General features: G+C 52.6%; 14 protein-coding genes. 8 read left to right on the top strand and 6 right to left on the bottom strand.

Annotation, left to right across the window (positions count from 1 at the left end):
- Positions 1-41: 41 nt before the first annotated feature.
- From caiE to caiT, 6 genes are all read right to left on the bottom strand, one after another.
- Positions 42-632: a carnitine operon protein CaiE gene (gene caiE, locus HGD79_RS11880; protein WP_000122876.1), complete on the bottom strand. Its 591-nt coding sequence runs from the start codon at positions 630-632 to the stop codon at positions 42-44.
- Positions 633-637: 5 nt separating this feature from the next.
- Positions 638-1,423, bottom strand: coding sequence for a crotonobetainyl-CoA hydratase (gene caiD, locus HGD79_RS11875; protein ID WP_000004404.1), 786 nt, complete (start codon positions 1,421-1,423; stop codon positions 638-640).
- Between the two features lie 108 nt (positions 1,424-1,531).
- Complete coding sequence (caiC, locus tag HGD79_RS11870) at positions 1,532-3,085, bottom strand: crotonobetaine/carnitine-CoA ligase (RefSeq protein WP_168848535.1); 1,554 nt, start codon at positions 3,083-3,085, stop codon at positions 1,532-1,534.
- A gap of 73 nt (positions 3,086-3,158) precedes the next feature.
- Positions 3,159-4,376 carry an L-carnitine CoA-transferase gene (caiB, locus tag HGD79_RS11865; protein ID WP_168848403.1) on the bottom strand — a complete coding sequence of 406 codons (1,218 nt, stop codon included), beginning with the start codon at positions 4,374-4,376 and terminating at the stop codon, positions 3,159-3,161.
- A gap of 128 nt (positions 4,377-4,504) precedes the next feature.
- Positions 4,505-5,647, bottom strand: coding sequence for a crotonobetainyl-CoA dehydrogenase (gene caiA / locus HGD79_RS11860; protein ID WP_000347117.1), 1,143 nt, complete (start codon positions 5,645-5,647; stop codon positions 4,505-4,507).
- 30 nt (positions 5,648-5,677) lie between these two features.
- Positions 5,678-7,192, bottom strand: a complete 1,515-nt coding sequence (gene caiT / locus HGD79_RS11855) for an L-carnitine/gamma-butyrobetaine antiporter (RefSeq protein WP_000787103.1) — start codon at positions 7,190-7,192, stop codon at positions 5,678-5,680.
- Between the two features lie 473 nt (positions 7,193-7,665).
- Here caiT and HGD79_RS11850 point away from each other — a divergent pair, with 473 nt between their 5' ends.
- The 8 genes from HGD79_RS11850 to folA all read left to right on the top strand — a co-directional run bounded on the left by HGD79_RS11850 (position 7,666) and on the right by folA (position 15,567).
- Entirely contained in the window at positions 7,666-8,436 is a 771-nt protein-coding gene (locus HGD79_RS11850; protein ID WP_000692204.1) for an electron transfer flavoprotein FixA, read from the top strand.
- 14 nt (positions 8,437-8,450) lie between these two features.
- Positions 8,451-9,392, top strand: a complete 942-nt coding sequence (locus tag HGD79_RS11845) for an electron transfer flavoprotein subunit alpha/FixB family protein (protein ID WP_168848402.1) — start codon at positions 8,451-8,453, stop codon at positions 9,390-9,392.
- 50 nt (positions 9,393-9,442) lie between these two features.
- Entirely contained in the window at positions 9,443-10,729 is a 1,287-nt protein-coding gene (locus tag HGD79_RS11840) for an FAD-dependent oxidoreductase (protein WP_001287715.1), read from the top strand.
- Entirely contained in the window at positions 10,726-11,013 is a 288-nt protein-coding gene (gene fixX, locus HGD79_RS11835; protein WP_000203741.1) for a ferredoxin-like protein FixX, read from the top strand. Before HGD79_RS11840 ends, fixX begins: the two co-directional genes overlap by 4 nt.
- A gap of 58 nt (positions 11,014-11,071) precedes the next feature.
- On the top strand, positions 11,072-12,403 hold the full coding sequence (locus HGD79_RS11830; RefSeq protein ID WP_001183198.1) for an MFS transporter: 1,332 nt from the start codon (positions 11,072-11,074) through the stop codon (positions 12,401-12,403).
- A gap of 107 nt (positions 12,404-12,510) precedes the next feature.
- Complete coding sequence (kefF, locus tag HGD79_RS11825) at positions 12,511-13,041, top strand: glutathione-regulated potassium-efflux system oxidoreductase KefF (protein WP_000600725.1); 531 nt, start codon at positions 12,511-12,513, stop codon at positions 13,039-13,041.
- A complete protein-coding gene (gene kefC, locus HGD79_RS11820) occupies positions 13,034-14,896 on the top strand; it encodes a glutathione-regulated potassium-efflux system protein KefC (protein WP_000377129.1) in 1,863 nt (620 codons plus the stop codon). Before kefF ends, kefC begins: the two co-directional genes overlap by 8 nt.
- A 191-nt stretch (positions 14,897-15,087) precedes the next feature.
- Positions 15,088-15,567 carry a type 3 dihydrofolate reductase gene (folA, locus tag HGD79_RS11815; RefSeq protein ID WP_000624375.1) on the top strand — a complete coding sequence of 160 codons (480 nt, stop codon included), beginning with the start codon at positions 15,088-15,090 and terminating at the stop codon, positions 15,565-15,567.
- The last annotated feature ends 16 nt before the right edge of the window (positions 15,568-15,583 follow it).

Genomic DNA, 15,583 nt, shown 5'->3' with positions numbered 1-15,583 from the left:
TTGTAGCATCTTATCCAGCAACCAGGTCGCATCCGGCAAGATCACCGTTTAGGCGTCACATCCGTCGTCCCCTGCAAACGGGGGCGATTTTCCTCCATTTGCCTCAGTGGCTGTGTTTCATGTAACGATGCATGACAGCGCCCGACAAGATCCTGATACTCTTTGGTATTCAACCGTTTCCAGTGTAACTCGTCGTCACTAACACTGCGTACAGCGCGGGCTGGCGTACCCATCAACAACTGGCGTTTCTCGCCGTGAAAGCCTGCTTTGACAAAGCTCATGGCGGCAACAATGCTCTCTTCGCCAATGACCGCGCCATCCATAATCACGCTGTTCATCCCGACCAATGCATCGCGACCAATCACACAACCATGCAGGATCGCTCCGTGCCCGATATGGCCGTTTTCCCCAACGATGGTGTCAGTGTCGCAGTAGCCATGCATAATGCAGCCATCCTGAATATTGGCTCCCGCTTGCACGATCAACCGCCCGTAGTCACCACGCAGTGAGGCGAGTGGGCCGATGTAGACACCGGCTCCCACAATCACATCGCCAATCAAGACGGCACTGGGATGGACAAACGCCGTCGGGTGAACCACCGGAATTAACCCCTCAAAGGCGTAATAGCTCACGGTTGTTAACGTCCTTTCCATACCGGATCGCGCTTCTCGGCAAACGCCAGCGGCCCTTCAACGGCATCTTCCGAATGCAGAACCGACGGATAGTGTTTCAACACGCCGCTGCGAATATAGCGATACGCTTCTTCTACCGGCATTTCGCTGGTGGTGCGGTAGATCTCTTTCAGCGCCGCAATCGCCAGCGGGGCGCTGTTAACCAGCTGCTGCGCCAGTTCGCGGGCGTTATCCATCAGTTCCGCCTGGCTAACCACGCGGTTGACTATCCCCCAACGCAGCGCCTCTTCTGTGCCCATTCGTCTGCCGGTCATCACCATTTCATTGACGATGGCAGGCGGCAGGATCTTCGGCAGACGCAGCACGCCGCCGCTGTCAGGAACGATGCCCAGTTTGGCTTCCGGCAGGGCGAAGCTGGCATTATCGGCACAAACAATAAAATCTGCCGCCAGCGCCAGTTCAAAGCCGCCGCCAAAGGCATAGCCGTTCACAGCTGCGATAACCGGTTTGTCGAGATTGAAAATTTCGGTTAATCCCGCAAATCCACCCGGGCCAAAGTCAGCATCCGGTGCTTCGCCTTCTGCTGCCGCTTTTAAATCCCAGCCCGCGGAAAAGAACTTCTCTCCGGCACCGGTAATAATGGCGACACGTAATTGCGGATCGTCACGGAAATTTAGAAATACTTCGCCCATTTCAAAGCTGGTTTTTGCATCAATAGCATTCGCTTTTGGACGATCAAGGGTAATTTCCAGAATTGATCCATTGCGGGTCAGATGTAATGATTCACTCATTCCTTTTCTCCATTTTTGCTTTTTCAGGGACGACAACATCCCTGCAAAAAATGCATATTGTTTTATAGCGTGATTATTAGCTGGCAGGGTAGTTCCCTGCTGTTTCATTTATTTCAGATTCTTTCTAATTATTTTCCCCGAGCAATTACGTGGCAGATCTTTTCTGATCTCCAGATAAGAGGGCACTTTAAATTTCGCCATATTTTGTTCGCAGAAGCGGAAAAATTCCTCTTCGCTCAATGTTTCACCTTCATTCAGCACCACAAATGCTTTGATGGCTTCATCGCGAATCGAATCTTTAATACCCACAACCACGATATCCTGAATTTTTGGATGGGTGGCGATGATATTTTCCAGCTCCACGCAGGAGACATTCTCGCCACCGCGTTTGATCATATTGCAGCGGCGATCGACGAAATAAAAAAAGCCCTCTTCGTCGCAGTATCCGGTATCGCCGGTATGTAGCCAGCCGTCGGCTTCCAGCACTTTCGCAGTGGCTTTCGGGTTGAGAAAATACTCTTTGAAGATGGTTTTCCCTGGTACGCCTTTAATACAGATTTCACCGATCTCACCTGCCGGGAGCGGGCGATTGTGATCGTCGCGGATCTCCGCTTCGTAGCAAAACCCCGCCCGACCAATCGACGGCCAGCGTCGTTTATCGCCAGGGCGATCGCCGATAATGCCCACAATGGTTTCCGTCATCCCATAAGACGTCAGCAAGCGAACGCCGAAGCGTTCACAAAACGCATCTTTTTCCTGCTCCGACAAGTTGAGATAAAACATCACTTCCCGCAGGCGGTGTTGCCGATCGTTCGCTGAAGGCGGCTGCACCATCAACGTACGGATCATCATCGGAATACATTCGGTAATGGTGGCGCGGTACTTCTGCACCTGTCCCCAGAAGGCGCGGGCGCTGTATTTCTCGACCAGCACAAAGGTGGCCCCGGCAGAAAACGCCGCCATCGCCGCAGTACACTGGCAATCGATATGAAACGCAGGCATTACCGTCAGGTAGACGTCATCGTCACGCAGTGCACACTGCCAGGCGGAGTAATATCCAGCGAAGCGCAGGTTGTAATGGGTAATCACCACACCTTTCGGTCGGGAGGTGGTGCCGGAGGTGAAGAGAATTTCCGCCGTATCGTCAGTCGATAGCGGCGGTGCATAGCACAAGGTGGCAGGTTGTTGATTTTTCAGTTGAGTAAACGAACTCACGCCATCATCAGCGGGAAGTGCCACATCTGTCAGGCAAATGTGCCGCAATTGAGTGGCATCTTCCTGCTGAATCTGTTGATACATAGGATAGAATTGCGCACTGGTCACCAGCAGGCACGCCTGGCTTTTTTGCAGGATCCACGCGCTTTCCTCGCGTAACAGGCGGGCGTTAATCGGCACCATAATCGCGCCAATTTTTGCCAGCCCGAACCAGCAAAAGATAAATTCCGGGCAGTTGTCGAGATGTAGTGCAACCTTGTCGCCTTTGCGAATCCCCAGCGTATAAAACAGGTTTGCCGTGCGGTTAATCTCCTGATTTAACTCAAGATAACTATACCGGTTAACGACTCCGCCGCTGGATTCACAAATCAGCGCCGTTTTATGACCGTAAACGTCCGCAAGATCGTCCCACATTTGACGTAGATGTTGTCCGCCAATGATATCCATTGCACCTCTATCCATTTTTGTTCGTTTGTTATTGGGCGGGCGCTAGTCAGGCAAGCCGACTGACGCCACGCGTTTAGTCCTCAACTTTGGCCAGACCTTTGCTGACCAACTCCTGAATGTCGTTTTCGCTGTAGCCGATATTTTTCAAAATGGCAGCCGTGTCCATGCCATGTGAGGGCATTCCGCACCAGATTTGTCCGGGGTTATTTTTGAATTTCGGCATGATGTTCGGCCCTTTGCAGGTGCGACCATCCATCGTTTGCCACTGAGTGATTGATTCACGGGCAACATACTGTGGATTGCTTTCCAGTTCCGGTACGGTCAGTACTTTGGCACAGGCGATATTCAGTTCGGCAAAGCGTTCTTTAACTTCTGCGATGGTATGTGCCGCCAGCCAGGCATCGAGTTTTTCTTCTACCAGTGGGCCGTAAGGGCATTCGATACGGTGGATAAGCTGAGTGCCTTCCGGGATTTCCGGCGTACCGAGTAGATGTGCGAGGCCAATATCTTTAAAGCACTCTTCAATTTGGGTAATGCCCACCAGTTCCATCACGATGTAGCCGTCGGCGCATTTATACAGACCGCAACCGGCGTAGTAGGGATCTTTACCTTTGCTCATGCGCGGGCACATTTCGCCGCCGTTGAAGTAATCCATCATGAAGTACTGGCCCATACGCAGCATCACTTCATACATGGCGATGTCGATACTTTCGCCTTTACCGGTTTCACGCACTTTATGCAGTGCTGCCAGCGCCGCCGTGGTGGCGGTCAGGCCAGAAAAGTAATCGGCGGTATACGGGAAGGCAGGCATTGGCTGGTCAACATCACCGTTCTGAATCAGGTAACCACTAAAGGCCTGGGCGATAGTGTTATAGGCCGGAAGATTGGTGTACTCCTCGGTGCCGTACTGACCAAAACCGGACAGGTGAGCGATAACCAGTTTCGGGTTGTGCTGCCACAGTACTTCATCGGTAATGCCACGACGGGCAAAGGCCGGACCTTTACTGGCTTCGATGAAGATATCGGTGGTTTCCATTAATTTCAGAAACGCTTCGCGGCCTTCATCTTTGAAAATATTTAACGACAGCGCGTGCAAATTGCGGCGGGAGAGTTGCGGGTAGTTCGGTTGAACGCGAATGGTGTCGGCCCAGGCGACGTTCTCGATCCAGATAACTTCCGCGCCCCATTCTGCGAACATTTGCCCGGCAAACGGTCCGGCGATTTCGATACCGGAGAAGACAACGCGCAATCCGGCCAACGGCCCGAATTTCGGCATGGGTAGATGATCCATTATTTGCTCCTGAAAAATTTATGTAGCGCATGACTGCCGGATGCGGCGTAAACGCTTTATCCGGCCTACATTCGTGCTCCCGTAGGCCTGATAAGACGCATCAGCGTCGCATCAGGCAGCGCATTGACTTAGCGGTATTGCTTCAGCACCGCACGACCCAGCGTCAGGATCTGCATTTCGTCAGATCCCCCGGAGACGCGGTCTACACGCAGGTCACGCCAGAAGCGGCTGATGCGGTGGTTGCCCGCAATCCCGACACCGCCCAGCACCTGCATTGCGCTATCCACCACTTCAAATGCCGCATTGGCGCAGAAGTATTTGCACATCGCTGCATCGCCAGAGGTGATGGTGCCGTTGTCTGCTTTCCACGCTGCTTCATACAGCATGTTTTTCATGGAGTTTAATTTGATCGCCATGTGGGCGAATTTTTCCTGAATCAACTGGAAACGACCAATAGCCTCGCCAAACTGCACGCGCTGGTTGGCGTAGCGCGCCGCATCTTCAAAGGCGCACATCGCCGTACCGTAGTTGGTCAGGGCTACCAGGAAACGTTCATGGTCGAACTCTTCTTTGACGCGGTTAAAGCCGTTACCTTCCCGACCGAACATGTCTTTCTCGTCCAGTTCCACGTCGTCAAAGGTGATTTCACAGCAGCTATCCATACGCAGACCGAGCTTTTCAAGTTTGGTCACTTTGATGCCCGGTTTGCTCATATCAACAAACCATTCGGTGTAGACAGGTTTGTCCGGAGAAGCCCCGTCGCGCGCCATCACCACGATGTACGGGGTGTAGGCGCTGCTGGTAATAAAACACTTACTACCATTAAGATAAATCTTACCATTTCTACGGGTATAAGTCGTTTTCAGGCTACCCACGTCGGAGCCCGCGCCCGGTTCGGTAATCGCTGAGTTCCACATCTGCTTACCGGTGCCGCGGAAAGCCATAATCTTGTCGATCTGCTCTTGTGTGCCTTCGCGCAGGAAGGTGTTGAACCCGCCCGGCAACTGGTACAGTACATAGGTTGGTGCCCCCAGACGTCCCAGCTCCATCCACACGGCGGCGAGAGTAACAAACCCCGCGTCCAGACCACCGTGCTCTTCAGGGATCAGCAGACTGTCGATACCCATATCCGCCAGTGCTTTGACAAAACGTTCCGGGTAGACGCTGTCACGGTCGCACTCGGCAAAATAGGCCTCCCAGTTTTCGCTGGCCATCAGTTCGCGGATACCGGCGACAAACAGTTCCTGCTCATCATTTAAATTAAAATCCATCTTTCAACCTCTTGATATTTTGGGGGTTAATTAATCTTTCCAGTTCTGTTTCGCGTCTTTAATAAAGGAGAGCGTCACCATAATGTTGACGAAGAACAGCGGGCATCCTCCGGCGATAATGGCAGTTTGAATCGGTTTCAGGCCGCCGAGCGCCAGCAAAACAATACCGATAATGCCAACCAGAATTGACCAACCGATACGCACCAGCAGCGGTGGTTCTTCACCATCGCGTACTTCGCGGCAAGTGGACATCGCCAGGGTATAAGAGCAGGCGTTAACCAGCGTAACGGTGGCAATAAAGCAGAGGATGAAGAAGCCCCACATGGTGGCGGTGCTGAGTGGCAGAGCGGCCCAGGTTTCGATAATGGCGCGCGCCACACCGTACTGTTCGATCAGATTTGGAATGTTGATAATGTTTTTATCTATCAACAGCAGAGTGTTACTACCGAGTACAGTCCACAGGATCCAGGTTGACGCTGTCAGCCCCAGCACCATGCCGAAGCACAGTTCACGCACAGTACGACCACGGGAGATGCGGGCGAGGAAGATACTCATCTGGATAGCATAAATCACCCACCATGCCCAGTAGAACACGGTCCAGCCCTGCGGGAAGCCGCCTTTAGCGATGGGATCGGTATAGAACAACATGCGCGGCAGATACATCAGCAACATCCCCACCGAATCGGTGAAGTAGTTCATGATGAAGCTGGCACCGCTGACAATGAACACCCAACCCAGCATCAGGAAGCTCAAGTAACTACGCACGTCACTGGCGATACGTACCCCTTTTTGCAGACCGCAAGCGACGCAAATGGCGTTGAGGATAATCCAGCAGGTAATGATGATAGCGTCCAGTTGCAGGGTATGCGGAATGCCAAACAACCATTGCATACACTCGGTCACCAGCGGCGTGGCAAGGCCCAGACTGGTACCCATCGCGAAGATCAAGGCGACGAGATAGAAGTTGTCGACGATAGTGCCGAACAACCCTTTGGCGTGTTTTTCACCTACCAGCGGCACCAGTGTCGAGCTGGGGCGAATCACTTCCATTTTGCGGACAAAGAAGAAGTAAGCGAAGGCGACTGAAAGGAAGCTGTAAGTGGCCCACGGCAGAGGTCCCCAGTGGAACAAGCTGTAAGCCAGCCCCAACTCTTTCGCCCCTGTCGAGTTCGGTTCTAAGCCAAACGGCGGGGTGGAGATGTAGTAGTAGATCTCAATCGATCCCCAGAACAGTACGGCAGCAGACGTACAGGAGGCGAACATCATAAAGATCCAACTGGCGGTACTAAATTCAGGTGGTTCGTTACCTAAACGCTTTTTGGCATACGGGCCAAACACCAGCCAGAACCAACCGAAAAGCATCACCACCATATACCATTCAAATGCCCATCCCCATACATTGGTGACGTAACTGAATACAGCATTAATAACGACATTCGCTGCATCCAGATCTCTGACTGTAAGCCAACAAAGTATGCCGACGATTATTAACGGCGGAAAGAAAACCTTCGGTTCTATTCCCGTTTTTCTCTTTTCATTCTTCATGAGTTAATTCCACTGTGAAAACGAATATTTATTTTGCGTTCCCGTTTGTTTTATTTTTGTTAACATTTAATATAATTATTATTAACCTCGTGGACGCGTTAATGGCTAACTCATAATGGGTATTCAATAAGCTGCATTCTGTGATTGTTATCACATTTTTGTTTCGGGTGAATAGAGGGCGCTTTTCTCGTTAATTTTGATTATTAATCAGTTTGTTATGTTGTGTTGTGAGTAAAAAAATAGCATCTGACTTTCAATATTGGTGATCCATAAAGCAATATTGAAAATTTCTTTTTGCTACGCCATGTTTTCAATATTGGTGAGGAACTTAACAATATTGAAAGTTGGATTTATCTGCGTGTGACATTTTCAATATTGGTGATTAAAGTTTTATTTCCAAATTAAAGGGCGTGATATCTGTAATTAACACCACCGATATGAACGACGTTTCCTTCATGATTTCTGGAGATGCAATGAAGATTATTACTTGCTATAAGTGCGTGCCTGATGAACAGGATATTGCGGTCAATAATGCTGATGGTTCATTAGACTTCAGCAAAGCCGATGCCAAAATAAGCCAATACGATCTGAACGCTATTGAAGCGGCTTGCCAGCTAAAGCAACAGGCAGCAGAGGCGCAGGTGACGGCCTTAAGTGTGGGCGGTAAAGCCCTGACCAACGCCAAAGGGCGTAAAGATGTGCTATCGCGCGGCCCGGATGAACTGATTGTGGTGATTGATGACCAGTTCGAGCAGGCACTGCCGCAACAAACGGCGAGCGCACTGGCTGCAGCCGCCCAGAAAGCAGGCTTTGATTTGATCCTCTGTGGCGATGGTTCTTCCGACCTTTATGCCCAGCAGGTTGGTCTGCTGGTGGGCGAAATCCTCAATATTCCGGCAGTTAACGGCGTCAGCAAAATTATCTCCCTGACTGCAGATACCCTCACCGTTGAGCGCGAACTGGAAGATGAAACCGAAACCTTAAGCATTCCGCTGCCTGCGGTTGTTGCTGTTTCCACTGATATCAACTCCCCACAAATTCCTTCGATGAAAGCCATTCTCGGCGCGGCGAAAAAGCCCGTCCAGGTATGGTCGGCGGCGGATATTGGTTTTAACGCAGAGGCAGCCTGGTCAGAACAACAGGTTGCCGCGCCGAAACAGCGCGAACGTCAGCGCATCGTGATTGAAGGCGACGGCGAAGAACAGATCGCCGCATTTGCTGAAAATCTTCGCAAAGTCATTTAATTACAGGGGATGCTATGAACACGTTTTCTCAAGTCTGGGTATTCAGCGATACCCCTTCTCGTCTGCCGGAACTGATGAGCGGTGCGCAGGCTTTAGCTAATCAAATCAACACCTTTGTCCTCAATGATGCCGACGGCGTACAGGCAATCCAGCTCGGCGCTAATCATGTCTGGAAATTAAACGGCAAACCGGACGATCGGATGATCGAAGATTACGCCGGTGTCATGGCTGACACTATTCGCCAGCACGGCGCAGACGGCCTGGTGCTGCTGCCAAACACCCGTCGCGGCAAATTACTGGCGGCAAAACTGGGTTATCGCCTTAAAGCGGCGGTGTCTAACGATGCCAGCACCGTCAGCGTACAGGACGGTAAAGCGACAGTGAAACACATGGTTTACGGTGGTCTGGCGATTGGCGAAGAACGCATTGCCACGCCGTATGCGGTACTGACCATCAGCAGCGGCACGTTCGATGCGGCTCAGCCAGACGCGTCACGCACTGGCGAAACGCACACCGTGGAGTGGCAGGCTCCGGCTGTGGCGATTACCCGCACGGCAACCCAGGCGCGCCAGAGCAACAGCGTCGATCTCGACAAAGCCCGTCTGGTGGTCAGCGTCGGTCGCGGTATTGGCAGCAAAGAGAACATTGCGCTGGCAGAACAGCTTTGCAAGGCGATAGGTGCGGAGTTGGCCTGTTCTCGTCCGGTGGCGGAAAACGAAAAATGGATGGAGCACGAACGCTATGTCGGTATCTCCAACCTGATGCTGAAACCTGAACTGTACCTGGCGGTGGGGATCTCCGGGCAGATCCAGCACATGGTTGGTGCTAATGCATCGCAAACCATTTTCGCCATCAATAAAGATAAAAATGCGCCGATCTTCCAGTACGCGGATTACGGCATTGTTGGTGACGCCGTGAAGATCCTTCCGGCGCTGACCGCAGCTTTAGCGCGTTGATCCACTCTGGCAGGGCTGCATTTTGGCCCTGCCGCTGACAGGGAGCTCTTATGTCCGAAGATATCTTTGACGCCATCATCGTCGGTGCTGGGCTTGCCGGTTCGGTTGCCGCACTGGTGCTCGCCCGCGAAGGGGCGCAAGTGTTAGTTATCGAGCGTGGCAATTCCGCAGGTGCCAAGAACGTCACCGGCGGGCGTCTCTATGCCCACAGCCTGGAACACATTATTCCTGGTTTCGCCGACTCCGCCCCCGTAGAACGCCTGATCACCCATGAAAAACTCGCGTTTATGACGGAAAAGTCAGCGATGACTATGGACTACTGCAATGGTGACGAAACCTCGCCATCCCAGCGTTCTTACTCCGTTTTGCGCAGTAAATTTGATGCCTGGCTGATGGAGCAGGCCGAAGAAGCGGGCGCGCAGTTAATTACCGGGATCCGCGTCGATAACCTCGTACAGCGCGATGGCAAAGTCGTCGGTGTAGAAGCCGATGGCGATGTGATTGAAGCGAAAACGGTGATCCTTGCTGATGGAGTGAACTCCATCCTTGCCGAAAAGCTGGGGATGGCAAAACGCGTTAAACCGACGGATGTGGCGGTTGGCGTGAAGGAACTGATCGAGTTACCGAAGTCGGTAATCGAAGACCGTTTTCAGTTGCAGGGTAATCAGGGCGCGGCTTGTCTGTTTGCGGGATCACCCACCGATGGCCTGATGGGCGGCGGCTTCCTTTATACCAATGAAAATACCCTGTCGCTGGGGCTGGTTTGTGGTCTGCATCATCTGCATGACGCAAAAAAATCGGTGCCGCAAATGCTGGAAGATTTCAAACAACATCCGGCCGTTGCACCGCTGATCGCGGGTGGCAAGCTGGTGGAATATTCCGCTCACGTAGTGCCGGAAGCAGGCATCAACATGCTGCCGGAGTTGGTTGGTGACGGCGTATTGATTGCCGGTGATGCCGCCGGAATGTGTATGAACCTCGGTTTTACCATTCGCGGTATGGATCTGGCGATTGCCGCCGGGGAAGCCGCAGCAAAAACCGTGCTTTCAGCGATGAAAAGCGACGATTTCAGTAAGCAAAAACTGGCGGAATATCGTCAGCATCTTGAGAGTGGCCCGCTGCGCGATATGCGTATGTACCAGAAACTACCGGCCTTCCTTGATAACCCACGCATGTTTAGCGGCTACCCGGAACTGGCGGTGGGCGTGGCGCGTGACCTGTTCACCATTGACGGCAGTGCGCCGGAACTGATGCGCAAGAAAATCCTCCGCCACGGCAAGAAAGTGGGCTTCATCAATCTGATCAAGGATGGCATGAAAGGAGTGACCGTTTTATGACTTCTCCCGTCAATGTGGACGTCAAACTGGGCGTCAATAAATTCAATGTCGATGAAGAGCATCCGCACATTGTTGTGAAGGCCGATGCCGATAAACAGGCCCTGGAGCTGCTGGTGAAAGCGTGCCCCGCAGGTCTGTACAAGAAGCAGGATGACGGCAGTGTGCGCTTCGATTACGCCGGATGTCTGGAGTGCGGCACCTGTCGCATTCTGGGGCTGGGGTCGGCGCTGGAACAGTGGGAATACCCGCGCGGCACCTTTGGTGTGGAGTTCCGTTACGGCTGATGTTGGTTTGATACGTAACGCCGTACTGACTCTCATTGCAAAAAAACAGGAATAACCCATGCAACCGTCCAGAAACTTTGACGATCTCAAATTCTCCTCAATTCACCGCCGCATTTTGCTGTGGGGAAGCGGTGGTCCGTTTCTGGATGGTTATGTACTGGTAATGATTGGCGTGGCGCTGGAGCAACTGACTCCGGCGCTAAAACTGGACGCTGACTGGATTGGCTTGTTGGGCGCGGGAACGCTCGCCGGGCTGTTCGTTGGCACATCGCTGTTTGGCTATATTTCCGATAAAGTCGGACGGCGCAAAATGTTCCTCATTGATATCATCGCCATCGGCGTGATATCGGTGGCGACGATGTTTGTTTCATCCCCCGTCGAACTGTTGGTGATGCGGGTACTTATCGGCATTGTCATCGGTGCAGATTATCCCATCGCCACCTCAATGATCACCGAGTTCTCCAGTACCCGTCAGCGGGCGTTTTCCATCAGCTTTATCGCCGCCATGTGGTATGTCGGCGCGACCTGCGCCGATCTGGTCGGCTACTGGCTTTATGATGTGGAAGGCGGCTGGCGCTGGATGCTGGGTAGCGCGGCGATCCCCTGTTTGTTGATTTTGATTGGTCGATTCGAACTGCCTGAATCTCCCCGCTGGTTATTACGCAAAGGGCGAGTAAAAGAGTGCGAAGAGATGATGATAAAACTGTTTGGCGAACCGGTGGCTTTCGATGAAGAGCAACCGCAGCAAACCCGTTTTCGCGATCTGTTTAATCGCCGCCATTTTCCTTTTGTTCTGTTTGTTGCCGCCATCTGGACCTGCCAGGTGATCCCAATGTTCGCCATTTACACCTTTGGCCCGCAAATCGTTGGTTTGTTGGGATTGGGTGTTGGCAAAAACGCGGCGCTGGGGAACGTGGTGATTAGCCTGTTCTTTATGCTCGGCTGTATTCCGCCGATGCTGTGGTTAAACACTGCCGGACGGCGTCCATTGTTGATTGGCAGCTTTGCCATGATGACGCTGGCGCTGGCGGTTTTGGGGCTGATCCCGGATATGGGGATCTGGCTGGTAGTGATGGCCTTTGCGGTGTATGCCTTTTTCTCTGGCGGGCCGGGTAATTTGCAGTGGCTCTATCCTAATGAACTCTTCCCGACAGATATCCGCGCCTCTGCCGTGGGCGTGATTATGTCCTTAAGCCGTATTGGCACCATTGTTTCGACCTGGGCACTGCCGATCTTTATCAATAATTACGGTATCAGTAACACGATGCTAATGGGGGCGGGTATCTCGCTGTTTGGCTTGTTGATTTCCGTAGCGTTTGCCCCGGAGACTCGAGGGATGTCACTGGCGCAAACCAGCAATATGACGATCCGCGGGCAGAGAATGGGGTAAATTGTTCAGATTTCTCTCTTTTCTGAATCAATATTATTGACTATAAGCCGCGTGAATATATGACTACACTTTGTGGGAAAACAAAGGCGTAATCACGCGGGCTACCTATGATTCTTATAATTTATGCGCATCCGTATCCGCATCATTCCCATGCGAATAAACGGATGCTTGAACAGGCAAGGACGCTGGAAGGCGTCGAAATTCGCTCTCTTTATCAACTCTATCCTGACTTCAATATCGATATTGCCGCTGAGCAGGAGGCGCTGTCTCGCGCCGATCTGATCGTCTGGCAGCACCCGATGCAGTGGTACAGCATTCCACCGCTCCTCAAACTTTGGATCGATAAAGTTTTCTCGCACGGCTGGGCTTACGGTCACGGCGGCACGGCGCTGCATGGCAAACATTTGCTGTGGGCGGTGACGACCGGCGGCGGGGAAAGCCATTTTGAAATTGGTGCGCATCCGGGCTTTGATGTGCTGTCGCAGCCGCTACAGGCGACGGCAATCTACTGCGGGCTGAACTGGCTGCCACCGTTTGCCATGCACTGCACCTTTATTTGTGACGACGAAACCCTCGAAGGGCAGGCGCGTCACTATAAGCAACGTCTGCTGGAATGGCAGGAGGCCCATCATGGATAGCCATACGCTGATTCAGGCGCTGATTTATCTCGGTTCGGCAGCGCTGATTGTACCCATTGCGGTACGTCTTGGTCTGGGATCGGTACTTGGCTACCTGATCGCCGGCTGCATTATTGGCCCGTGGGGGCTGCGACTGGTGACCGATGCCGAATCTATTCTGCACTTTGCCGAGATTGGCGTGGTGCTGATGCTGTTTATTATCGGCCTCGAACTCGATCCACAAAGGCTGTGGAAGCTGCGTGCGGCAGTGTTCGGCGGTGGCGCATTGCAGATGGTGATTTGCGGCGGCCTGCTGGGGCTGTTCTGCATGTTACTTGGGCTGCGCTGGCAGGTCGCGGAATTGATCGGCATGACGCTGGCGCTCTCCTCTACGGCGATTGCCATGCAGGCGATGAATGAACGCAATCTGATGGTGACGCAAATGGGTCGCAGTGCCTTTGCGGTGCTGCTGTTCCAGGATATCGCGGCGATCCCGCTGGTGGCGATGATTCCGCTACTGGCAACGAGCAGTGCCTCGACGACGATGGGCGCATTTGCTCTCTCGGCGTTAAAAGTGGCGGGTGCGCTGGTGCTGGTGGTATTGCTGGGGCGCTATGTCACGCGTCCGGCGCTGCGTTTTGTAGCCCGCTCTGGCTTGCGGGAAGTGTTTAGTGCCGTGGCGTTATTCCTCGTGTTTGGCTTTGGTTTGCTGCTGGAAGAGGTCGGCTTGTCGATGGCGATGGGCGCGTTTCTGGCGGGCGTACTGCTGGCAAGCTCGGAATACCGTCATGCGCTGGAGAGCGATATCGAACCATTTAAAGGTTTGCTGTTGGGGCTGTTTTTCATCGGTGTTGGCATGTCGATAGACTTTGGCACGCTGCTTGAAAACCCATTGCGCATTGTCATTTTGCTGCTCGGTTTCCTCATCATCAAAATCGCCATGCTGTGGCTGATTGCCCGACCGTTGCAAGTGCCAAATAAACAGCGTCGTTGGTTTGCGGTGTTGTTAGGGCAGGGCAGTGAGTTTGCCTTTGTGGTATTTGGCGCGGCGCAGATGGCGAATGTGCTGGAGCCGGAGTGGGCGAAATCGCTGACCCTGGCGGTGGCGCTGTCGATGGCAGCAACGCCGATTCTGCTGGTGATCCTCAATCGCCTTGAGCAATCTTCTACTGAGGAAGCGCGTGAAGCCGATGAGATCGACGAAGAACAGCCGCGCGTGATTATCGCCGGATTCGGTCGTTTTGGGCAGATTACCGGACGTTTACTGCTCTCCAGCGGGGTGAAAATGGTGGTACTCGATCACGATCCGGACCATATCGAAACCTTGCGTAAATTTGGTATGAAAGTGTTTTATGGCGATGCCACGCGGATGGATTTACTGGAATCTGCCGGAGCGGCGAAAGCGGAAGTGCTGATTAACGCCATCGACGATCCGCAAACCAACCTGCAACTGACAGAGATGGTGAAAGAACATTTCCCGCATTTGCAGATTATTGCCCGCGCCCGCGATGTCGACCACTACATTCGTTTGCGTCAGGCAGGCGTTGAAAAGCCGGAGCGTGAAACCTTCGAAGGTGCGCTGAAAACCGGGCGTCTGGCACTGGAAAGTTTAGGTCTGGGGCCGTATGAAGCGCGAGAACGTGCCGATGTGTTCCGCCGCTTTAATATTCAGATGGTGGAAGAGATGGCAATGGTTGAGAATGATACCAAAGCCCGCGCGGCGGTCTATAAACGCACCAGCGCGATGTTAAGTGAGATCATTACCGAGGACCGCGAACATCTGTCATTAATTCAACGACATGGCTGGCAGGGAACCGAAGAAGGTAAACATACCGGCAACATGGCGGATGAACCGGAAACGAAACCCTCATCCTAATAAAGAGTGACGTAAATCACACTTTACAGCTAACTGTTTGTTTTTGTTTCATTGTAATGCGGCGAGTCCAGGGAGAGAGCGTGGACTCGCCAGCAGAATATAAAATTTTCCTCAACATCATCCTCGCACCAGTCGACGACGGTTTACGCTTTACGTATAGTGGCGACAATTTTTTTTATCGGGAAATCTCAATGATCAGTCTGATTGCGGCGTTAGCGGTAGATCGCGTTATCGGCATGGAAAACGCCATGCCGTGGAACCTGCCTGCCGATCTCGCCTGGTTTAAACGCAACACCTTAAATAAACCCGTGATTATGGGCCGCCATACCTGGGAATCAATCGGTCGTCCGTTGCCAGGACGCAAAAATATTATCCTCAGCAGTCAACCGGGTACGGACGATCGCGTAACGTGGGTGAAGTCGGTGGATGAAGCCATCGCGGCGTGTGGTGACGTACCAGAAATCATGGTGATTGGCGGCGGTCGCGTTTATGAGCAGTTCCTGCCAAAAGCGCAAAAACTGTATCTGACGCATATCGACGCAGAAGTGGAAGGCGACACCCATTTCCCGGATTACGAGCCGGATGACTGGGAATCGGTATTCAGCGAATTCCACGACGCCGATGCGCAGAACTCTCACAGCTATTGCTTTGAGATTCTGGAGCGGCGGTAATTTTGTATAGAATTTA

Source organism: Escherichia sp. SCLE84 (genome assembly GCF_012584495.1).
GTDB lineage: Bacteria > Pseudomonadota > Gammaproteobacteria > Enterobacterales > Enterobacteriaceae > ECMA0423.
The sequence above is the reverse complement of the archived record's forward strand: the minus strand, read 5'-3'. Positions and strand labels throughout refer to the sequence as shown.

Bases quoted from the DNA above. Each gene is read 5' to 3' on its own strand.
- caiA (WP_000347117.1), bottom strand. From the start codon at position 5,647: ATGGATTTTAATTTAAATGATGAGCAGGAACTGTTTGTCGCCGGTATC.
- HGD79_RS11830 (WP_001183198.1), top strand. From the start codon at position 11,072: ATGCAACCGTCCAGAAACTTTGACGATCTCAAATTCTCCTCAATTCAC.
- fixX (WP_000203741.1), top strand. From the start codon at position 10,726: ATGACTTCTCCCGTCAATGTGGACGTCAAACTGGGCGTCAATAAATTC.
- HGD79_RS11840 (WP_001287715.1), top strand. From the start codon at position 9,443: ATGTCCGAAGATATCTTTGACGCCATCATCGTCGGTGCTGGGCTTGCC.
- kefC (WP_000377129.1), top strand. From the start codon at position 13,034: ATGGATAGCCATACGCTGATTCAGGCGCTGATTTATCTCGGTTCGGCA.
- caiB (WP_168848403.1), bottom strand. From the start codon at position 4,376: ATGGATCATCTACCCATGCCGAAATTCGGGCCGTTGGCCGGATTGCGC.
- HGD79_RS11850 (WP_000692204.1), top strand. From the start codon at position 7,666: ATGAAGATTATTACTTGCTATAAGTGCGTGCCTGATGAACAGGATATT.
- caiD (WP_000004404.1), bottom strand. From the start codon at position 1,423: ATGAGTGAATCATTACATCTGACCCGCAATGGATCAATTCTGGAAATT.
- caiT (WP_000787103.1), bottom strand. From the start codon at position 7,192: ATGAAGAATGAAAAGAGAAAAACGGGAATAGAACCGAAGGTTTTCTTT.
- kefF (WP_000600725.1), top strand. From the start codon at position 12,511: ATGATTCTTATAATTTATGCGCATCCGTATCCGCATCATTCCCATGCG.
- HGD79_RS11845 (WP_168848402.1), top strand. From the start codon at position 8,451: ATGAACACGTTTTCTCAAGTCTGGGTATTCAGCGATACCCCTTCTCGT.
- caiC (WP_168848535.1), bottom strand. From the start codon at position 3,085: ATGGATATCATTGGCGGACAACATCTACGTCAAATGTGGGACGATCTT.
- folA (WP_000624375.1), top strand. From the start codon at position 15,088: ATGATCAGTCTGATTGCGGCGTTAGCGGTAGATCGCGTTATCGGCATG.